This is a genomic window from Shinella sp. OV683 (assembly GCF_057787725.1).
On record NZ_CM173543.1, the window covers coordinates 5375225 to 5395242 of the forward strand.

At 58.9% G+C, this 20018-nt stretch carries 17 protein-coding genes; 12 read left to right on the forward strand and 5 right to left on the reverse strand.

Annotation, left to right across the window (positions count from 1 at the left end; all coding sequences use genetic code 11):
- The first annotated feature begins 66 nt into the window (after positions 1-66).
- Positions 67-1023 (forward strand): LysR family transcriptional regulator, encoded by a 957-nt coding sequence (locus ACXHRN_RS26030; RefSeq protein ID WP_488639157.1) that lies wholly within the window; start codon positions 67-69, stop codon positions 1021-1023.
- Between the two features lie 40 nt (positions 1024-1063).
- Here the strand turns inward: ACXHRN_RS26030 and ACXHRN_RS26035 are convergent, their stop codons facing one another.
- Together ACXHRN_RS26035 and ACXHRN_RS26040 are read right to left on the reverse strand one after the other, a co-directional pair.
- On the reverse strand, positions 1064-2647 hold the full coding sequence (locus tag ACXHRN_RS26035; protein ID WP_488639158.1) for an ABC transporter substrate-binding protein: 1584 nt from the start codon (positions 2645-2647) through the stop codon (positions 1064-1066).
- A gap of 66 nt (positions 2648-2713) precedes the next feature.
- The gene (locus tag ACXHRN_RS26040; protein WP_488639159.1) at positions 2714-3316 is read right to left on the reverse strand and encodes a helix-turn-helix domain-containing protein; all 603 of its coding nucleotides are present in this window, start codon (positions 3314-3316) and stop codon (positions 2714-2716) included.
- Between the two features lie 141 nt (positions 3317-3457).
- Here ACXHRN_RS26040 and ACXHRN_RS26045 point away from each other — a divergent pair, with 141 nt between their 5' ends.
- Genes ACXHRN_RS26045 through ACXHRN_RS26060 form a run of 4 tightly spaced genes read left to right on the forward strand, consistent with a single transcriptional unit; the run spans position 3458 to position 7003 of the window.
- Positions 3458-4525: an ABC transporter permease gene (locus tag ACXHRN_RS26045; protein WP_488642034.1), complete on the forward strand. Its 1068-nt coding sequence runs from the start codon at positions 3458-3460 to the stop codon at positions 4523-4525.
- A complete protein-coding gene (locus ACXHRN_RS26050; protein WP_488639160.1) occupies positions 4525-5430 on the forward strand; it encodes an ABC transporter permease in 906 nt (301 codons plus the stop codon). Before ACXHRN_RS26045 ends, ACXHRN_RS26050 begins: the two co-directional genes overlap by 1 nt.
- Positions 5427-6263 carry an ABC transporter ATP-binding protein gene (locus ACXHRN_RS26055; RefSeq protein ID WP_488639161.1) on the forward strand — a complete coding sequence of 279 codons (837 nt, stop codon included), beginning with the start codon at positions 5427-5429 and terminating at the stop codon, positions 6261-6263. Before ACXHRN_RS26050 ends, ACXHRN_RS26055 begins: the two co-directional genes overlap by 4 nt.
- On the forward strand, positions 6260-7003 hold the full coding sequence (locus ACXHRN_RS26060) for an ABC transporter ATP-binding protein (RefSeq protein ID WP_488639162.1): 744 nt from the start codon (positions 6260-6262) through the stop codon (positions 7001-7003). The genes ACXHRN_RS26055 and ACXHRN_RS26060 overlap by 4 nt, the downstream gene beginning before the upstream one ends.
- A gap of 370 nt (positions 7004-7373) precedes the next feature.
- Here the strand turns inward: ACXHRN_RS26060 and ACXHRN_RS26065 are convergent, their stop codons facing one another.
- Complete coding sequence (locus ACXHRN_RS26065) at positions 7374-7616, reverse strand: hypothetical protein (protein WP_488639163.1); 243 nt, start codon at positions 7614-7616, stop codon at positions 7374-7376.
- A gap of 3 nt (positions 7617-7619) precedes the next feature.
- Positions 7620-7907, reverse strand: a complete 288-nt coding sequence (locus ACXHRN_RS26070; RefSeq protein ID WP_488642042.1) for a hypothetical protein — start codon at positions 7905-7907, stop codon at positions 7620-7622.
- Here ACXHRN_RS26070 and ACXHRN_RS26075 point away from each other — a divergent pair.
- The 7 genes from ACXHRN_RS26075 (at position 7865) to ACXHRN_RS26105 (ending at position 18035) form a co-directional block, all read left to right on the forward strand.
- Positions 7865-9793 (forward strand): adenylate/guanylate cyclase domain-containing protein, encoded by a 1929-nt coding sequence (locus ACXHRN_RS26075; protein ID WP_488639164.1) that lies wholly within the window; start codon positions 7865-7867, stop codon positions 9791-9793. The two genes, ACXHRN_RS26070 and ACXHRN_RS26075, sit on opposite strands and share 43 nt — an antisense overlap.
- A gap of 609 nt (positions 9794-10402) precedes the next feature.
- Complete coding sequence (gene arcD, locus ACXHRN_RS26080; RefSeq protein ID WP_488639165.1) at positions 10403-11875, forward strand: arginine-ornithine antiporter; 1473 nt, start codon at positions 10403-10405, stop codon at positions 11873-11875.
- Positions 11876-11929: 54 nt separating this feature from the next.
- Positions 11930-13159 carry an arginine deiminase gene (arcA, locus tag ACXHRN_RS26085; RefSeq protein ID WP_488639166.1) on the forward strand — a complete coding sequence of 410 codons (1230 nt, stop codon included), beginning with the start codon at positions 11930-11932 and terminating at the stop codon, positions 13157-13159.
- A 41-nt stretch (positions 13160-13200) separates the two neighbouring features.
- The gene (locus ACXHRN_RS26090; protein WP_488639167.1) at positions 13201-14205 is read left to right on the forward strand and encodes an ornithine carbamoyltransferase; all 1005 of its coding nucleotides are present in this window, start codon (positions 13201-13203) and stop codon (positions 14203-14205) included.
- A 2-nt stretch (positions 14206-14207) separates the two neighbouring features.
- Positions 14208-15146 (forward strand): carbamate kinase, encoded by a 939-nt coding sequence (gene arcC, locus ACXHRN_RS26095; RefSeq protein ID WP_488639168.1) that lies wholly within the window; start codon positions 14208-14210, stop codon positions 15144-15146.
- Positions 15147-15196: 50 nt separating this feature from the next.
- Positions 15197-16678, forward strand: coding sequence for a Na+/H+ antiporter NhaC family protein (locus ACXHRN_RS26100; RefSeq protein WP_488639169.1), 1482 nt, complete (start codon positions 15197-15199; stop codon positions 16676-16678).
- Between the two features lie 265 nt (positions 16679-16943).
- On the forward strand, positions 16944-18035 hold the full coding sequence (locus tag ACXHRN_RS26105; RefSeq protein WP_488639170.1) for a porin: 1092 nt from the start codon (positions 16944-16946) through the stop codon (positions 18033-18035).
- A 249-nt stretch (positions 18036-18284) separates the two neighbouring features.
- On the opposite strand, the gene aspT is transcribed toward ACXHRN_RS26105, so the two are convergent.
- Positions 18285-19955: an aspartate-alanine antiporter gene (gene aspT, locus ACXHRN_RS26110; RefSeq protein WP_488639171.1), complete on the reverse strand. Its 1671-nt coding sequence runs from the start codon at positions 19953-19955 to the stop codon at positions 18285-18287.
- Positions 19956-20018: the final 63 nt, after the last annotated feature.

Genomic DNA, 20018 nt, shown 5'->3' on the forward strand with positions numbered 1-20018 from the left:
GTTATGCATAATGGTGCCATTTCTTACTGTGCTTGTAAGACTGGCTAAACAATGTGATAAGTGCGGATGGAACCTGTTCTGTCCGGAAGTGACTACAACCAACTGCGCGCCTTCGTGGCCGTCGCTGAATTGCTGAGCTTCAGCCGTGCCGCCGAGATGCTCGGCGTCTCTCCATCGGCGCTCAGCCAGATGGTGCGGAGCTTTGAGGAGCGGGTGGGTATCCGGCTTCTCAATCGCACGACACGCAGTGTCGGACTGACCGAAGCCGGGGAGAACTTGTTCAAGCGCGTGCAGCCGGCGGTTTCGGAACTCGGTGATGCGATCGGCTCGGTCCGCCTTTATCGCGAGCGGCCTGCAGGTACGGTGCGCATTCATGCATTTCGCTCAGCCGCCGCCAAATACGTTGACCCGATCTTGACGAGGTTTGCCGTGGACTACCCGGACGTCGTCCTGGACATCACCCTGGACGATGCCGTGGTCGATCTCGTCGGCAGTGGTTACGATGCGTCGATCCGAATCAGCGAGGTGATCGAGCGGGATATGGTTGCGGTGCGGCTAGGCCCGGACCTCAGGCAAATCGCCGTGGCGTCGCCGGAATATCTGGCAGTTCATGGCCGTCCGGAACATCCACGGGATCTCTTGAAACACAGATGCATACGGTGGCGCTGGCCCGGTCATACGACGCCCTATGCCTGGGAGTTTTTCGAGAACGGCGCCTGGTTTTCGGTCGCAGTCAATGGCCCGCTGATCGTCAATGACAAGCAGTTTGCAGCCCAGGCGGCGTTGAAGGGGATCGGTATCGGATTTTCGACCGAGGAGGCTGTCCGGGACGATATAGATGCGGGACGGCTGGTGGCGCTGCTTGAACGCTGGTCCGTGGCTTTCCCCGGGCATTTCTTGTGCTATCCGCAGCAGCGGCAGATGGCGCCGGCCCTGCGTGCCTTCATCGACGTGGTGCGTTCGATCGGGGGCTCGGTCCAAGACGCTCCACAGACAGCCACCGCCACATCAAGCGGCAAGTGAGATTCCGGGCCGGCAAGCGGCCCGGAGCGATTGTTCAAGCTTAGTCTTTCTTGACCGTGCGGTAGAAGACGAAGTCGGGCAGGGCGCCGTTGACATAACCATGCACCTTCTTGGACATGGCAATTTGCAGCTCGGCCTGGAACATGACAATGATCGGCGACTTGGCCTGCACCTTTTTCTGCAAGTCGACATACATCTCGTTGCGCTTGGCCTGGTCGGGCTCGGCAAGAGCCGCCTTGGTTTCGTCGTTCAGCTCCTTCGGCACGGCCCAGGCGTTGCGCCAGGTCGTGGTCGACTGGTACTTGTCATCGGCATTGTCTTCATTGAAGGCAAAGGCATGGGCGTTGGAATCCGGATCCATGAAGTCCGGGCCCCAATAGAGCAGCATGGCTTCGTGGGTGCGGGCGCGGTACTTGGTGATCACCTGGCCGCCGGTGCCCGGCAGGATTTCAAACTCGATGCCGCCCTTGGCGAACGATGCCTGCAGTGATTGGGCCATGTCGGTGAACGGCGCCGAGTTGATGACGTCGAGGGTCACCTTGACCGGCGTCTTGATGCCGGCGTCAGCCAGGATCTGCTTGGCCTTTTCCGGATTGTAGCTGTAGGGGTTCTCGTCATAGGAGCCGGGAAAACCCTTCGGCCAGAAGGCCTGGTGGACATCCATCTGGCCCTTGAGGAACGAATCCGTCATGCCGTTGTAGTCGACGAGGTAGCGCGCAGCTTCCCAGACGGCCTCCGGCTGAAGCGCGGCGGCCTTCTGGTTGAGGCTGAGGAAGTGGACAGCAGCCTGTGGATAGGTCTCGACCGTCAGATCCTTAAGGCCGGCGATCTGGTCGGGCGTCAGGTTCTTGGCGATATCGACGTCACCCGACTGCAGCAGCAGTTGCTGGGTGGCCGATTCAGCAACGTGGCGGATGATGACCGATTTTACCGCCGGCGCACCCTTGAAATAATCCGGGTTGGCGTCGAGCGCCAGCATTTCGCCGGCGCGATAGGTCTTGAGCTTGAACGGGCCGGTACCGGCCGAATTGGCGTTCAGCCAGGCGTTGCCGAAGTCGCCGTCCTTCTCGTTGGCCTTGACGGTTTCCGCGTCGACGATCGAGCCCGGACGGGCAGCCAGCACATTGAGCACGAAGGCCGAGGAGAACGAGCCGGTGAACTTGACGGTCACCGTGTTGCCATCGGCCTTGACCATGTCGCCGATGTTTTCAGGCGTCCAGCCGAGCTGGGTCAGGATGAAGGCCGGGGCCTTGTTGAGTTTGACGACGCGGGCAAGCGAATAGACGACGTCTTCGCCACGCAGCGGGTTGCCGGAATGGAACTTGACGCCTTCGCGCAACGTAAACGTGATGGTCTTGGCCGCTTCGTCGGCTGTCCACTTTTCAGCGAGACCCGGGCTGACCTTGGTCAGGTCCTCGGGCTCGTACTGAACGAGGCGATCATAAACCTGGGTGACATATTCGCCCGAGGAGAACTCATACGCCTCGGCCGGATCGATGGCGACGATATCATCGATGTTCTGGGCGACGACGAGAACGTTCGGCGGCGTCTCGGCCTTGGCGGCGAGCGGCGCGAAGGGAATCGCGAGTGCTGCGGCGAGTAGTGCCGCTTTGAAGAGCTTCATTTTTTAGTCCCCCTTTTCAACAAGGTCGGTTTCATTGCCGCCGGAACAACAGCCCGGCGGAATATCCTATTCGGATGGTTTGTCGTTGCCGGTGCGGAACATCGCCAACGTGCCGGCCCAGAAGAGTCGGGCGGATTGTTCGGAATTGTTTCTCCAGGCATGCGGCCGATTGCCCCGGAAATGCAGGCTGTCGCCCGCCCGCATGACGAACTCGTCGTCATCGACGCGCTGGGTGATCTCACCCTCGAGAATGTAGAGAATCTCCTCGCCTTCGTGGCTGACCATCTCAGAGCGGTAACCCGGCGGCACGGTGAGGATGTAGGAGGACAGCGAGCTGCCGGGAAAATCGGCGCCCAAGCGCTCATAGATGATCGATGAGCCGTCGATGGAGAATTTGGGCCGCTGGCCGGCGCGGCTGAAAGCGTCCTGGGCGCTGGGCGTGGCAATAAAATACTCGACGCCAACATCGAGCGCACGCGCCACCTGGGTCAGCGTGCCGAGAGACGGAGTCGCCTGATCGCGCTCGACCTGGCTGAGATAGCCGACCGAGACGCCTGACGCGGTGCCGAGATCCGACAGCGTCATCTTCAGTTGCTGGCGCCGCGCCCTGATCAGGGCGCCGACTTTGGGCGCTCCCGGCGCCTCCTTTGCGAGTGCGGAATTCGGCAAAAAAGTTTTTCTCCCACAAAAATTTTTTTGATATAAGCAAATAAACTTGCATCCTCCAAGCATATTTTTATGCTTCCGGAAAATTGCCGGTGTTGAGATTGGCGCCGGACGAAGGGAAACAGCTTGAGCACCATAGACGCGATGCCACCAGGAAACGCCTTGGGCGATCCGGGTCCGAATCGAATTTCCAAGGGATCCTTGTCATTTCTTCGTGGATTTGCCGGATTCGTGCTGACCGTGGCGCTGACCTTCCTTGGCTTGCTGGCCATCACATTCTTCATCGGCCGTGTCGTGCCGATCGATCCGGTTCTGGCCGTCGTTGGCGACCGTGCGCCGCCGGCCGTCTATGAGAAGGCGCGGCTTGCACTGGGCCTCGACCAGCCGTGGATCATGCAATTCCTGCACTATGTCTGGAATATCCTGCATGGCGATTTCGGCACTTCAGTCTCAACCAAGAACCTGGTGATCGATGACCTTGCCCGTGTCTTTCCGGCGACGCTGGAAATGGCAACGCTCGGCATCATCATCGGCGTCGTCATCGGCGTGCCGATGGGCATCTATGCCGCCAGTCGACAGGGCTCGCTCACCGACCAGATTATCCGCGTGCTGGGGCTGCTCGGCTATTCCGTACCGGCTTTCTGGCTCGGTCTTGTCGGGCTGGCGCTGTTCTATGCAAAGCTGCAATGGGTCGGCGGGCCGGGCCGCGTCGAGATTTATTACGACGGCATGGTCGCGCCGATCACCGGCCTGCTGCTTGTCGATAGCCTGGTCGCCGGCGACATGGACGTGTTTTGGAGTGCGGTCAGCCATATAATGCTGCCGGCCTTCGTACTGGGCTTCTACAGCCTCGCCTATATCGCCCGCATGACGCGTTCCTTCATGCTGGACCAGCTCGGCCAGGAATATATCACCACTGCGCGGGTCAAGGGCGTGCCGGAACGGCTGGTGCTCTGGCGGCATGCACTAAGGCCGATCCGCGTGCCGTTGATCACCGTCATCGCGCTCTCCTATGCCGGCCTGCTCGAAGGCTCCGTGATGATCGAGACCGTGTTTTCCTGGCCCGGCATCGGCAACTACCTGACCTCCGCGCTTCTGAATGCCGACATGAATGCCGTGCTCGGCTCGACGTTGGTCATCGGCGCCGTGTTCATTTTTATCAACAAACTATCGGACGTTCTCTACCGCGTCCTCGATCCGAGGGCTCGCTGATGTCGACTACTCGCGAATGGCTGCTGGACGAATTTCCGCAGTCCCGGCTACAGGCCGATATCGGCCGCTTTTACCGCATCGTGCTGGCGCTGGCGCGCAATCCGCTGGCGGTGATCGGCGCAATCATCATCTTCATCCTGATCATCACCGGGCTGTTTGCGCCCTGGATCGCGCCCTATGTCTCGGATGGGCAGGATCTGGCCAACCGGCTTGCGCATCCGAGCCTGACGCATTGGATGGGCACCGACGAGCTCGGTCGCGATATCTTTTCGCGTATCGTCTACGGCTCGCGCATCACGCTGACCATCGTGCTTTTGGTGGCCGTGATCGCTGCCCCGCTCGGCCTGGTGATCGGCGCTGTCTCCGGCTATGCTGGCGGTTGGGTGGACCGCATCCTCATGGGGATCACCGACATTTTCTTGTCGATGCCGAAGTTGATCCTGGCACTGGCCTTTGTCGCCGCGCTCGGACCCGGCATTGAAAACGCGATCATCGCCATCGCCATCACCACATGGCCGGCCTATGCCCGCATCGCGCGGGCCGAAACGCTGACCTTTCGCAATTCGGAATTCATCTCTGCTATCCAGTTGCAGGGGGCATCCGCCATGCGCGTGGTGCTGCGGCATATCCTGCCGCTCTGCACATCGTCGATGATCATTCGTGTGACGCTCGACATGGCGGGCATCATCCTCACCGCTGCCGGCCTCGGCTTCATCGGTCTCGGTGCGCAGCCGCCGCTGCCCGAATGGGGCGCGATGATCTCGCGCGGCCGCACATTCATCTTCGACCAGTGGTGGGTGGCGACCATGCCCGGCATCGCCATCATCGTGGTCAGCCTCGGCTTCTGCTTCCTCGGTGACGGATTGCGCGATGTGCTCGATCCTCGGCAGGGAGAAAAGAAATGAGCGAGACAATTCTTGAAGTCGAAAGCCTGCGCGTCACATTCCCCGGCCTCAACGGCGATGTCGACGTGGTCGGTGGCATATCCTTCACGCTGGGTCGTGAACGCCTCGGCATCGTCGGTGAAAGCGGCTCCGGCAAATCCATGACCGGCCGCTCGATCCTCAAGCTCGTGCGTTCGCCCGGCAAGGTCAGTGCCAAGAAGATGTCATTCGAGGGCATCGACCTGCTGACCCAGAGCGAGAGGCAGATGCGGGCAATCCGCGGTGCGCGGATCTCCATGGTCATGCAGGACCCGAAATTCTCGCTCAATCCTGTGATGACGATCGGCGAACAGATCGCCGAAGCGCTGAAAATCCATACGAAGCTCTCCGGCCGCGATATCCGCACCCGCGTCTTCGAGATGCTAAGGGCAGTGCAGATCAACGATCCTGAGAGGGTCTTCAAGCTCTATCCGCATGAAATCTCCGGCGGCATGGGACAGCGGGTGATGATCGCCATGATGCTGATCCCGGAACCGGATCTGCTGATCGCCGACGAGCCAACATCGGCTCTCGACGTTTCGGTGCAGGCCGAAGTGCTTAATATCATCGACGAGCTGGTGACGCGGCGCGGCATGGGGCTGATCCTGATCAGCCATGATCTCGCGCTGGTGTCGCGCTACTGCGATCGCATCCTGGTGATGAATGGCGGCAAAATCGTCGAGGAATGCATCGCTTCGAAACTGTCCGAGGCGCAGCATCCCTATACGCGTGGCCTGCTGGCCGCGATGCCGCGCATGAACGAAACCCGCGACGAACTGCCCGTTCTCGCCCGTACCCAAGGGGCTCGGACATGACAGCGCTCAGCCTGAAGAATCTCGACATCTCCTATGGTCCGTCGAAGATCACCCATGACATCAGCTTCGACGTCGCGGCTGGCGAGAGTTTTGCGCTGGTGGGGGAAAGCGGCTCGGGAAAATCGACCGTATTGAAAGCCATCGCCGGTCTCGCGACCGAATGGTCCGGCTCGATCAGCATGCTGGGCAAGCCCGTGCATCACCGCATTTCGCGCGATATCGCGCTCATGTGCCAGATGGTGTTTCAGGACCCCTACGGCTCGCTGCATCCCAAGAAAACGATTGACGCGACATTGACCGAGCCACTGGTCATCCATGGAATCGGCAATCGCGGCGCCAAGGTCGAGGCGGCGATGGAGGCTGTCGGGCTGGACCGTCGCTTCCGCTTCCGCTTTCCGCACCAGCTTTCCGGCGGCCAGCGCCAGCGTGTGGCCATTGCCCGCGCCCTGATGCTGGAGCCGAAGGTGCTGCTGCTTGATGAGCCGACCTCGGCGCTGGACGTATCGGTGCAGGCCGAGGTGCTCAACCTGCTGAAGCGGCTGAGGAAGGAACGCGGCCTGACCTATGTGCTGGTGACGCACAATCTGCCGGTGGTGTCCTTCCTCTGCGACAGGCTCGCCGTCATGCGCAAGGGTCGGATCGAGGAGATTGCCGATGTTGCCCAGCTCAAGGCCGGCAAGCTCGGCTCGACTTATGGCCAGGCGCTTTACGCCGCCAGTATCGGCGACCTGGTCGCGTAGCGGGGAAATGGCGAGCAAAAGTCGGCGACCGGCTTCAACAAGCACAACGGCCGCCAGAGCATCTGGGCGATTTGGGCGTGGAATTTGACGGAACAGTCAACCCTCGTTGCCGTCCGAGATCCAGTTCGCCTCCATGGTCGGCTGGACTGGATCGTGATTGGGGCGATGTTCCAAGCACCACCATTCGCTGATGCCTGCGCCTGCGTCATATCCCCATCCGCCCCATCTCTTGCAGCCAGCGTGACGACAGAGATGTTTGGACGAGTCGCCGTCAGCGGCTGCCGATAACTTCACATCAAGCGTCATGTGCCATCTCCCCAGCAAGCCAGTGTCGATATGCGGTCTCATCGGAATGGGACCGAAAGCCATGCTACTCCATGTCTGGAATATTGCCTTGCTGAAAAAGCACTTTCGGCGGGCCATAATCGCCGAGATCCGGATCAGCCTCGCGCGACCATGCGACGACCGCGGCATGGTCCCCTGAGATCTTCCTGGCTTCGCGGATGGCACGTTCTTCGCTGTCGAACTGCCTGGCATCGAAAGCCGGCGTCATCTCGCCCTCGTCGGTCTCGTTAAAGGCGGCCAGGACGATGAGTTTCGGTTTGGTCGTCATGCTTCACTCCGCGCGCATAGGACCAGCACGGTGGGTCAGCGACGAGAGAGAGTCAAGCTCGCCGATATGCCATCCGTTTGCATGGAGCAGTTCGCAAGCTTCCGTCTGTGCAGAACATTGCTTCTCGATATATTCGCGGCGGATTTGCATTGTTGTTACTGTAACGTACTTCTTCTGACGAGCCCGCAAAGTTACCTTACGAAGGTAAAATTGCTGTTGACGGGCGGCAGCAAAGGAATGTGACGCGCATGATCGGGAGAACGGCAGCAGATGTACCTCGAAGGGCATCATTGAGACTGATCCTAGGCTTCGTCATGGTCGCCTTGCTGACGGCAGTATCTGCGACGCTGGTGGGGATCACCTATATCCGTGCACGCAATCTCGCGATTGAACGCGTCGAAGACAACATGCACGGCTTTGCGGACCGCCTGGTCGGGCGATTGGAAGTGCTTTCGGGAGACACGTCGGCGCTGGTCGGAATGGTCGCATCGGTTTCAAATTCACTGCTGGCAAAATCGACAGAACGAGTGGATGACAAGTTCGCGGTGTTGCGCGAGGTCATCAGGCGATCCCATCACATCGAAGGCGTTTACGCTGGCTATCCTGACGGCTCATTTTTCCATGTCGTCGATCTGAGAAGCGTCGCATGGCGTAAGGTTCTTAACGCGCCCGACGAAGCAAAACTTGCGATCCGACTGATTGTTCCGACCGGTGGCGGGCTGCCTATGGTGCATGTTCTCTTCTTTGACGCGATGGGAAACCGAGTGTCAGGTGAGAAGATAAGCACATCCCGCTTCGATCCGCGGCTGCGCGCCTGGTATGTCATGGCGGTGGACGGGACCGAGCCTGTTGCCACCGGCCCCTATGTGATGGCAACCACCGGCGCGCTCGGCATGACGATATCGCAGGCGCATATCCACAATCCCAAGATCGTCATCGGGGCGGATGTCGTTCTGCAAACGGTCACCGACTTCCTGGCACAGGAGCGGATCACCCCCGGTTCCGTCGCCTTTCTGATCAATGCCGATGCCAAGCTGATCATTCATTCCGACAAGGCGATCAACAATCGTATCATGACCTCCAAGGTCGAGCGCGATTTCGACCAATCAATGCTCTCCGATCCGCTCCTGAGAAGGATCAAGGCAGAACCTCCTGTGCCTGGAAAGACGAGCTTCGTTGATGTCGAGGGCCGGACCTTCGTCGTGATGGCCACGCCGATCAAATCCGCCCTGCTGTTTTCCGGAGACAGGCTGGTCATTGCAGCGCCGCTGGAAGAGCTTATGGTGTCCGCCAAACGCGGCTTCATACAAGGGCTTGCAATTGCCGGTGCCGTACTGGCATTGGCGATTCTCTGTGCTCTGCTGCTGGCCCATCTGATCACCAAATCTCTCTCTCAATTGACAGAGAGCGCCAACCGCTTTCAGCATCTTGAGTTCAGGACGCCTATCGACGTACCAAGCCGCGTCCGCGAGATCAGCGCCCTTGGAACAGCGATGAACAGGGCGCGTGACGCGATTTTCACGTTCACCCTCTACGTTCCGAAAGAGTTTGTTCGCAAAGGAATAGAAGCCGGGCACTTCTCGGGCAGATCGGCACGCCGGCAGGAAGTCACGGCACTGTTCACCGATATCTACGATTTCACGACGATCAGCGAACACCACACGCCGGAAGATGTCGTGGCGATGCTCTCGGAATATTTCGATATCCTCAATGAGAGTGTCGAGGCGCACGGCGGCACGATCATTCAATTTCTCGGAGACTCCATCTTTGCGATGTGGAATGCACCCGTCGCTGATGCCCAGCACGCAGAAAGCGCTTGTCGCTGCGCGATCGACATGAACAGGAGATTGAAGGATTTCAACTCCAGGCAACAAGCCAGAAACCTTCCGGAATTCCGCACACGTTGCGGAATTCATACCGGCATGGCCGTCGTTGGCAGCGTCGGTGCACGCGATCGCCTGCAATATACCGCCATGGGCGACACGATCAACGTTGCCTCACGGCTCGAGGGAATGAACAAGACTTATGGTACGGCCATCCTGACGACAGCCGCTGTTGTTGCGAAATGTCATGACAGATCAAATTTCAAGCCGCTGGGAAAGGCGACGGCGAAGGGACGCGAAGGTGCCCTGGAGATCTATGAGATCGTCGATGTCCAGGCGCCGGAAAAGCTCTGAGCAATCGTCACGCAATGCATTTATGTGGAGTGCATGAATCGTTCCTGCAAGCCCCAGGCTGTTTTCCATCTTCGAATGCAAGGACATGCACCCAGTCGCGCATTGGGCCCCATGTGCGACTTTGCCCGTGCAGTCTCTCAACGCCTCACCGATTTAGCGATGGGGCGCTCGATCAGCACATTTGAATGCCTAAACGTATACGGCAGTTGTCTTGCAGGCGATTTCGATGAAGGCTCACGCGACGGTGTTGACATTTCGGTTCAAGCGTCTACCATTAATATATTCTAATATAGATACTGGAAATATACATAACGGAGAGCGAGGGGCCGCCACTACAGCTACTGGCGGGGCCCTAGCGATGCGGATGGGTGGCCAAACCCATTCCGACAATTATGCATTCTCGGATCTTGGTCCGATTGTCTCGGACATCCGAAAATTGTGCAACCTAAGCATTGCACGAAACCCATTGCCCTTGCACACGCAGCGGATTCTCAACGCACGCTGCCCTAAAACGATACCGAAGTTGAAAGCCGTGCACCAACGGAACTGAACTGCGTTATCGAGGACACAATCTACTCATTGCTTTTCTTAGCTAGCGAAGGTGTCAACATGGCAGCTGTTCATGAGCAAGCATTCGCAACAGAGGAACGCTCCGACAAACTCACTCTCCTGCCGCTGACGGCTCTCGTGGTAGGCTCGATGATCGGCGGCGGCGTCTTCAACCTGCCCTCCGACATGTCCCGTGGAGCTTCGCCCGGGGCGATCATCATCGGCTGGATCATTACCGGCATCGGCATGCTGATGCTCGCATTCGTCTACCAGTCACTCGCCGTGCGGAAGCCGGATCTCAATGCCGGGCCTTACGCCTATGCGAAAGCCGGTTTCGGCGCGTTTATAGGCTTCAACAGTGCCTGGGGATATTGGCTCAGCGCCTTCCTGGGCAACGTTGCCTATGCCGTAGCCATATTTTCCGCGCTGTCCTTCTTCGTCCCGGCTTTCGGCGACGGCAACAATCTGATCTCCATTGCCGGTGCCTCGATCTGCCTGTGGCTGGTACATTTCCTCGTGCTGAAGGGCGTGAAGCAAGCCGCCTTCATCAACATCATCACGACGGTTGCAAAACTCGTGCCGCTGCTGTTGTTCGTGGTTATCGCGATCATCGCCTTCAACTGGGACAAGTTCACCTTCAATTTCTGGGGCAACCCGACCGGCGCGGAGGGCGATACCGGTCTCGGCAGCATCGTCAATCAGGTCAAGAGCACGATGCTCGTGACGCTCTGGGTGTTCATCGGCATAGAGGGGGCCAGCGTCTATTCCGCACGCGCGGCCAGACGCTCCGACGTCGGGCGCGCCACGGTTATCGGCTTCATCGGCGCCCTCGGAGTCTATGTTCTCGTTTCTCTGATATCAACCGGCGTGCTCAGCCAGCCTGAACTTGCCGGCCTGAAGGTTCCGTCCATGGCCGGCGTACTGGAGCCGCTCGTCGGGCGCTGGGGCGCGGCGCTGATCAATGTCGGGCTGATGATATCGGTCGGCGGTGCGTTCCTGTCCTGGACACTGCTTTGCGCCGAAATTCCCTTCACATGCGGACGGGATGGTACGTTTCCGAAATGGTTCGGAGTGGAAAACTCAAACGGATCACCGGTCAACTCCCTGTGGGCGACCAACACGCTCATCCAAGTGTTCCTCGTACTCAGCTTCTTCTCGAAGAGCGCCTACCAGTTCTTCTACTTCATTGCTTCGGTCGCCATTCTGCCTCCCTACGTGTTCTCGGGAGCTTATGCGCTGAAGCTTGCACTGACGGGCGAAACCTACACCAACGGCTCGGGACGCAACCGCGACTTGATCGTCGGCTTGGTCGCCACGCTTTACGGCCTGTGGCTGGTCTATGCCGCCGGACTTACATACCTGCTGATGTGCACGATCCTGTTTGCCCCGGGCATCCTTGTCTTCGTCATGGCAAGGCGGGAGCACGGCGAAAAGATATTTACCGGCGCCGAGGCTCTGATCGCGGGCATCATAGTCGTGCTGGCGTTGATAGCGGCATACCTGCTCATCGTCGGGAAGATCAGCCCGCTCTGATCGAACGCGACCTGCAGGCCTTGAACATTCCAGTGACCAATGGAGGACCTAATCGTGCCTAATTTTGGTGTCCATTCGGAAGTCGGCAAGCTAAGGACGGTGATGGTATGCAGGCCATCGCTTGCACATCAAAGGCTCACTCCCGGCAATTGCCACGACCTCCTGTTCGACGATGTCATCTGGGTCCACGAGGCCCAGAAAGACCACTACGATTTCGTGCTGAAAATGCAGGAACGGGGCGTTGAAGTCCTGGAAATGCATGATCTGTTGGCCGAGACGGTGGCAGATGCCGAGGCTCGCAAGTTTGTGCTCGACAGGCGGATTGTCCACAATGCCCTCGGCATGCAAATTGTCGACACCGTTCGTCCGTGGCTGGACGAATTGCCTGCAGAGCAGCTGGCAGCCTTCCTGATCGGCGGCATCGCCAATGCCGATCTTCCCGATTCCAAAGCCAAGACAATGCTGCTCGACGCCTTTGGACCGTCGGAATTTGTCACCCCGCCTATTCCCAACACATTGTTTCAGCGCGACCCCTCGTGTTGGATCTACAACGGCGTGACCGTCAATCCGATGTTCTGGCCCGCGCGCCGTCCGGAAACGCTTATCCAGCGGGCGATCTACAAGTTCCATCCGTCTTTCAAGGGTGGCGACTTCAAGATCTGGTGGGGCGACTCAGACGAACAATTCGCCAACTCCACAATGGAGGGTGGCGACGTCATGCCGATCGGCAAGGGTAACGTGCTGATCGGTATGGGCGAGCGCACGACCTACCAGGCGGTCAGCCAGGTCGCGAGTTCACTCTTCAAGAACAAGGCAGCGGAGCGTGTCATCGGCTGCCTGATGCCCAAGAGCCGGGCCGCTATGCATCTCGATACCGTCTTCAGCTTTTGCGACCGCGATGTCGTTACCCTGTTTCGCGATGTCGTCGACCAGATCCGCTGCTACAGCATCTATCCCAAGGACGACAACGGCGGCTTCGAAGTCCGAGAAGACGAGAAACCCATGCTGGAAGTGGTCAGCGAGGCCCTTGGCATCGGCAAACTCAGGACTGTCGCCACCGGTGGTGATGCCTATGAGGCCGAGCGCGAGCAGTGGGATGACGGCAACAATGTCGTCGCCCTCGAGCCTGGCGTGGTCGTGGCTTATGACCGCAACACTCACACCAACACGCTGCTGCGCAAGGCAGGCATTGAAGTCATCACGATCCGCGGTTCCGAACTCGGCCGCGGTCGTGGCGGCGGCCACTGCATGACCTGCCCGATTTCACGGGATCCGGCTTACTGACGGGATCCAAACCGAAATCTCGAAAAATCTGGAGAAGCATCATGAGTCTCAATCTTCGCAACCGCTCGCTGTTGACCGTCCAGGACTACACGCCGCGCGAGTTCCGTTTCCTGCTCGACCTTGGCCGCGACCTGAAGCGGGCCAAATATGCCCGCACCGAACAGCAGCACCTCGCGGGCAAGGAAATCTGCCTGATCTTCGAAAAGACCTCGACCCGGACGCGCTGCGCTTTCGAGGTCGCCTGCTCCGACCAGGGAGCGAACGTCACCTATCTCGATCCGGCCGGCTCGCAGATCGGTCATAAGGAATCTTTCAAGGACACAGCTCGCGTGCTGGGCCGCATGTATGACGCGATCGAGTATCGCGGCGCGGCCCAGGGCGGCGTGGAAACGCTGGCAAAATGGGCGGGTGTCCCGGTCTACAACGGCCTGACGGATGAGTATCACCCCACCCAGATGCTCGCTGACGTCATGACGATGCGTGAATTCAGCGACAGGCCGATCGAGCAGATCAAATACGCCTATGTCGGCGACACCCGGTCGAACATGGGGCATTCACTGCTGATCGTCGGTTGCCTGATGGGCATGGATGTCCGCATATGTGGCCCGAAGTCGCTGTGGCCCGCCGATGAGTATCGCAAGATTGCCGATGAATTGGCGGCAAAATCCGGCGCCCGCCTGACGATCACCGAGGACCCTAAGGCTGCCGTCAAGGATGTCGACTTCATCCACACCGACGTCTGGGTGTCGATGGGCGAGCCGAAAGAAGTCTGGAAGGAGCGCATCAAGCTTCTCACGCCTTACCAGGTCAATCCCGAACTGATGAAGGCGTCCGGCAACGCGCATGTCAAGTTCATGCACTGCCTGCCGGCCTTCCACGACACGGAGACCGTGCTCGGCAAGCAGATCGCCAACGATTACGGCATGTCTAATGGACTCGAAGTGACCAATGACGTCTTCGAATCCGAGGCCAATATCGCCTTCGAACAGGCGGAGAACCGCCTCCATTCCATCAAGGCTCTGCTCGTCGCCACTCTGGGGGATTGATCATGCGTATCGTCATCGCCTTGGGCGGAAATGCGCTTCTCAAACGTGGCGAGCCAATGACTGCCGAGATGCAACGCAAGAACATCAAGGTGGCTGCGGAAGCTATTGCGCCGATCACAAAGGAGCATCAGGTGGTGATCACCCATGGCAACGGTCCGCAGGTGGGGCTGCTTGCCCTGCAGGGCGCGTCCTACAAGCCTGATGAAGCCTATCCGCTCGACGTGCTGGGTGCTGAGACGGAAGGCATGATCGGCTATATGCTAGAGCAGGAGCTCGGCAACCTCCTGCCCTTCGAAGTGCCTTTCGCGACGCTGTTGACCATGGTCGAGGTCGATGGTGATGATCCGGGTTTCAAGAATCCCACGAAATTCGTGGGCCCGGTCTACGAGAAGGCAGATGCAGACCGGCTTAAACAGGACAAAGGGTGGGTTTTCAAGCAGGATGGCGAGAAATGGCGTCGCGTTGTGCCGTCACCTGTGCCCAAACGCATTTTTGAGAATCGTCCGATCCATTGGCTTCTCGAAAAAGGAACGATCGTCATATGTGCCGGCGGCGGTGGCATCCCGACAATGTATGCGGCGGGCGAAGATCGGAAACTGATCGGTGTCGAGGCTGTGATCGACAAGGACCTGTGCACGGAACTGTTGGCGCGCGAATTGAATGCCGATCTTTTCATCATGGCCACCGATGCGGACGCGGTATTCACTGACTGGGGAACCCCACAACAAAAGGCAATCCATAAAGCGAATCCGGAAGCAATGAGCCAATATAAGTTTCCGGCAGGTTCGATGGGTCCAAAAGTCGACGCTGCCTGTCATTTCGCCACGTCGACCGGAAAGGCAGCAGCTATCGGTGCATTGGCTGACATTCCTGCAATTTTGAACCATGAGCGCGGCACAATCATCAGTCCGGCCTTTTCCGGAATAGCATGGCATGGCTGACCAACGCCCGGCGCTAAGGATGTACGCCGTCTTCTAACAAGGTCGTAGCCATGGTTGAGAAAACGGAACGTGAAAATGGTATTCGACCGCCGTCACTGACCGATGCGCTGATTCCGAGCATCGCGCTGATCGCTCTCCTGGCACTTTCGTATCTGCTTTATGGCGATGCCGCATCATCGGGCCCTAATCAGGTGGCGCTCTTGCTTTGCGGCGCGATTGCAGCCGGTGTTGCATACAAGAACGGCATGTCCTGGGAGGGGATAAGGGAGGCTGTCGTCAATGGTATCGCCACGGGTCTTCCGGCAATCCTGATCCTGCTTGCTGTCGGCTCCCTGATCGGCGCCTGGGCGATCAGCGGTACGATCACGTCAATGGTTTATTATGGCCTGAAGCTGCTCAGTCCTAATTTTTTCTACGCAACAACCCTGCTCGTCTGTGCTTTCGTGGCCTTTAGCATAGGCAGCTCATGGACGGTTGCCGGCACGATCGGTATCGGGTTGATGGGCGTTGCTGCCAGTATGGGCCTCTCGCCCGCTATCACAGGCGGAGCAATCATTTCCGGAGCCTATTTCGGTGACAAGGCGTCACCACTGTCCGACACGGTCAACCTGGCGACAGCGACCGCTGGTTCGGACATCTACAGACATATCCGTGAATCGCTCTGGACATCTATTCCGTCGCTCGGCATCGCAGCCGTGGCCTTCTCGATGCTCGGCCGACCCGGTGATTTCGACGCAACCGTGTTTCTTCGCGCCATCGATAGCAAAATGCACGTTTCCATCTGGGCATTTATCCCCCTCGTGCTTGTCTTCACGCTTTCCGTAGCCCGAATCGCGCCATTCGTGGCGATCTTCGCGGGCGCGGTCGCAGGTGCCCTGCTCGCCATCCTCCAGGATCCAGAAAGAGTGCTGGCGTTTGCCAATGCGCCGGAACTTCCCCGAAGCTTGGGCCTGCTCAAGGGAGTATGGTCAGTGCTTTCGAATGGATATGTCGCCTCGACGGGAGACAAAGCACTTGATCAAATCATGACGCGAGGCGGCATGTCCAGCATGATGAACACCGTCTGGCTGATCATCACCGCGCTCGCCTTTGGAGCCGTCATGGAGCATGCCGGCCTCCTGAACCGGCTTGTCGATCCTCTGATCCGGCGTGCGAAATCGGACGGTGGTCTCGTCTCGACCGTGGTGGGCACCTCCGTGCTTTCGAATATCGTCACCTCAGACCAATACATCTCCATCGCCCTGCCCGCCCGGCTGTTCGGGCCGTCGTTCGCCGCCCGTCGATTGGCTCCAGTAATGCTTTCAAGGGTGGTGGGGGACTCGGCAACCGTCACGTCACCGCTTATTCCGTGGAACAGCTGCGGTGCCTACATGGCATCAGCACTGGGAGTGAGCACCACAGCATATTTCGGGTTCTGCTTTTTCAACATACTCAATCCCCTCGTGAGTATCGCATTCACATGGTTAGGGTGGCGCGTGATTACTACGGTCCCTGCTAACCGGCCGCCCAATGGTGAAATGCAATCGCCGTAGCAGTACACATACACCGCATCTCAGCAGCATGGGCGATGTGACGGAAATGCGGGTTCTTCGTATATGCAGTGTTAATTATACAACACCATTCTCCAGATCGCCGCTGCCATTGCCAGTCGAGCTTTCTTGCCATTGTTCACGATTCACTGAAATGCTAATTCTCCGGTCGGGATCAAGAGGAGCGATCTTTTCCGCGCAAGGATCTGGACGAGGGCATCGCATAGCGACAGAGCCCGGCTCCTGAAGAGTTACTGGAGATGGGGAAATGAGCATGAAGAGCCTTCTTCTTGGAACTGCGGCAGCGTTTGCGGTCGTCTCCGGCGCCAGCGCTGCCGATGCAGTGGTTGCGGCTGAACCGGAACCCATGGAATATGTCAAAGTCTGCGATGCTTACGGCACGGGCTTCTTTTACATTCCGGGAACGGAAACCTGCCTCAAGATCGGCGGCACGCTGCGCTATGAAAAGCGCGTCCAAAAGACAGGCAACCAAGACGAGGTCTACGACAACCACGGCCGCATCAGGCTCAACGTCGAAGCCAAGAACGATTCCGAATGGGGTACGGTCTTCAGTTGGGTGCGCCTTGAAGGCAACCAGGTCAACAATGGAACCGATATAGACGGTTCCGGCCCCGCTGACTCATTGGTCTGGTACTACTACTTCGGCATCGGCGGCCTGGAATTTGGCAACTGGGACAGCCAGTGGGCCAAGTTTTTCGGCGACAACGGCGGCTTCACCGATGACGGCGGAATCTACCAAACCGATTGGGACTACCCGGATTCTCGCCAGTATGTCAGCTACACCGCTGAATTTGGCAGTTGGAAGGCCTATATTTCGTTGGACAACGATGCTGACGAGTACTACTCCACGTCGGATGTAAACGGTAAGCTCTACCGCGGCGAGGACCATAGCGGTGCTGACCTCAACGACCTGAATCGTGGTCGTAAGTATATGCCCGACGTCACTGGCGGTGTGTCCGTTAAAGTCGGCGAGTGGGAGGTTGCTGGTGGTGCAGCTTACGACGAATCGGCTGAATCAGTCTCGCTGAAGGGCTTGGTTGCCGGCAACTTCGGAATGTTCGGCGTCCGCTTCATGCCTTTGTGGTCTGATAGCTCGCAGAACATCTTCTTCGCCTACGACGGCTTCAGCGCGATTCTCGGCCTGCAGGCCAAGGTTACCGACACCATCACGTTGTCGAAGGACATCCAGTGGTGGGATGATGGCTCCTGGCGGTTGGTTGGCGATGTCAACTGGGAAGTTGCTTCTGGCTTCTCGGTTCTCTTCGAAGGCATCTACTATGACCTCGATCAGGGCCCGGATACCAAGTCTGCTATGCTCCGCTTCGAGCGCGCGTTCTGATCTGACGATATGACGAGGGGAAGGCCCGAAGACCTGGCCTTCCGCATCGGTCGACTGCCTCTGAGACGCCCTGTCAAAACAAGGTACGCATCATGAACCTTATCGGTCACACGGTGCAGTCTCCATTCCGCATTGGGCTATCTCCTCCCACAACAGTTCGAGGACTCACCGGCAACCCCGCAGCCTGAAACGGTCCATTCCAAAGGGCGCAAGTCCACCTCTTCGCCTGAAGCCTTCCTGACCGTCTCTTCAATGCACCACATACACCACGACAGTGCCCCAGAGCGCGAGGAGCACATTGCCCACAGCGTAGGAAACGCCATAACCCAGCGTCGGGATCTTGCTTTGCGCCGTTTCCTGTATCGCTGCGAGGGCGGGACCTGAGGTTCCCGCGCCGGCGCAGATGCCGAGCAGGGTTCCCGGATGGATGTGCATCAGCTTCCGGCCGACCAAGATGGTGAGAAGATGCGGTAGGAAGGCGACGCAGACCGCCGCGACGAACAGCGAAAGGCCGGAATCCATCAGGCTGCTGAAGAAACGCGGCCCTGCCGTCAGACCGACGATGGCGATGAAGGCGTTGAGGCCGAGCGAGTCGAATATCCAGAGTGCGGCTTCCGGCACGCGGCTGAAGGTGCGGCGCGTTGCTCGCAGCCAACCGCAGACAAGCCCGCCCAGCAATGTGCCGACGCTCGTTCCCAGGCCAATCTCGACGCTGCCGATATGTAGTGCCGGCAGACCAATCAACGCGCCGAGAAAGATCGCAGTCGCGACCACGGACATGTTGGTGACAGATGTCGGGCGGTCGGCATAGCCGAGCAACGAAATCGCGCTCGCGATGCGCGGCTGCAGGCCGACGAGCGTCAAGGCATCGCCGCGCTGTATCATGGTTGCAGGGGTCAGGGGCAGTTCGTTGCCCAACCGGGCGATGCGCCGGAGAAATACCCCGCGTGCCATGGGAGCCTCGGACAATTCGGCAAGCGTCTTGCCGATGATGTTGCCGCTGGTGACGATGACGTCGACGGTGTCGATGGGGATATCGAGGAGCTCGACATTCTCGACTTCGGCCATCTGGCCGAGGCGGTCATGCACCAGGAATTCACGCCGGCCGGAGAGCGCGATGATATCGCCGCTGTGCAAAACCATCTTCGGCGTTGCATCGATGATCGTACCGGACTGGTGGATTCTCTCAACGAACAAGCGGTCGCCGATCGAGTTTTCGAACTCCGCGATCGTCTTGCCGTCGAAGCTGTCCTTGATTTCAAAGGCACGCAGTTCGAATGCTCGCCGAGCCGACAAGAAGTCCGTATCCCGGCCGAGGTTCATTTGTGCCTCAAGGCTGCGGCATTCGGCTGCGAGATCGATGCCCATTAGGCGCGGCGCCAGTGTTCCGAGCAGCCAGGTCACCCCGACCACGCCGACCAGATAGGCGACGGCGAAAGCCGTCGCAACGTTTGCGGTGAGTTCAGCGATCCGGGCGGGATCGTGATTCATCGAACGTATCGCATCGCCAGCCGTGCCGACGGCGGCCGATTCCGTCAGTGCGCCGGCGGCTAGCCCCGCAGCCGTGCCGGGATCGAATTGAAAGACGACGGCCGCGACCAGGCTGGCGGCCAGCGCGGCGAAACAAAAAAGGATGGTGACGGCGAACTGCTGCAGTCCCTCCTTCTTCAGGCTCGAGAAGAATTGCGGGCCGACCTTGTAGCCGATGGAGAAGAGGAACAGCAGAAAGAACGTCGCCTTGAGATCATCGGAAACCGGCACACGGATCTGCCCGATCAGCACGCCGCAGAACAGCACGCCGGTGACCGAGCCGAGGGTGAAACTGCCGATCCTGATCCGGCCGACGGTGTAGCCCAAAGCAAGCGTGAGGAACACGACCATTTCCGGATGCGACTTCAATTCGGCAAGCAGCCACAGCAAGCGAGCCCCCGTTCCTGTGCCGTCACTCCGGGCAGATTGCGCCGGTCGACGCTCGGCAATTTC

Bases quoted from the DNA above. Each gene is read 5' to 3' on its own strand.
- ACXHRN_RS26060 (WP_488639162.1), top strand. From the start codon at position 6,260: ATGACAGCGCTCAGCCTGAAGAATCTCGACATCTCCTATGGTCCGTCG.
- ACXHRN_RS26030 (WP_488639157.1), top strand. From the start codon at position 67: ATGGAACCTGTTCTGTCCGGAAGTGACTACAACCAACTGCGCGCCTTC.
- ACXHRN_RS26035 (WP_488639158.1), bottom strand. From the start codon at position 2,647: ATGAAGCTCTTCAAAGCGGCACTACTCGCCGCAGCACTCGCGATTCCC.
- ACXHRN_RS26100 (WP_488639169.1), top strand. From the start codon at position 15,197: ATGGTTGAGAAAACGGAACGTGAAAATGGTATTCGACCGCCGTCACTG.
- ACXHRN_RS26070 (WP_488642042.1), bottom strand. From the start codon at position 7,907: ATGATGCCCTTCGAGGTACATCTGCTGCCGTTCTCCCGATCATGCGCG.
- arcC (WP_488639168.1), top strand. From the start codon at position 14,208: ATGCGTATCGTCATCGCCTTGGGCGGAAATGCGCTTCTCAAACGTGGC.
- arcD (WP_488639165.1), top strand. From the start codon at position 10,403: ATGGCAGCTGTTCATGAGCAAGCATTCGCAACAGAGGAACGCTCCGAC.
- ACXHRN_RS26050 (WP_488639160.1), top strand. From the start codon at position 4,525: ATGTCGACTACTCGCGAATGGCTGCTGGACGAATTTCCGCAGTCCCGG.
- ACXHRN_RS26105 (WP_488639170.1), top strand. From the start codon at position 16,944: ATGAGCATGAAGAGCCTTCTTCTTGGAACTGCGGCAGCGTTTGCGGTC.
- ACXHRN_RS26075 (WP_488639164.1), top strand. From the start codon at position 7,865: ATGATCGGGAGAACGGCAGCAGATGTACCTCGAAGGGCATCATTGAGA.
- ACXHRN_RS26090 (WP_488639167.1), top strand. From the start codon at position 13,201: ATGAGTCTCAATCTTCGCAACCGCTCGCTGTTGACCGTCCAGGACTAC.
- ACXHRN_RS26055 (WP_488639161.1), top strand. From the start codon at position 5,427: ATGAGCGAGACAATTCTTGAAGTCGAAAGCCTGCGCGTCACATTCCCC.
- ACXHRN_RS26065 (WP_488639163.1), bottom strand. From the start codon at position 7,616: ATGACGACCAAACCGAAACTCATCGTCCTGGCCGCCTTTAACGAGACC.
- ACXHRN_RS26045 (WP_488642034.1), top strand. From the start codon at position 3,458: ATGCCACCAGGAAACGCCTTGGGCGATCCGGGTCCGAATCGAATTTCC.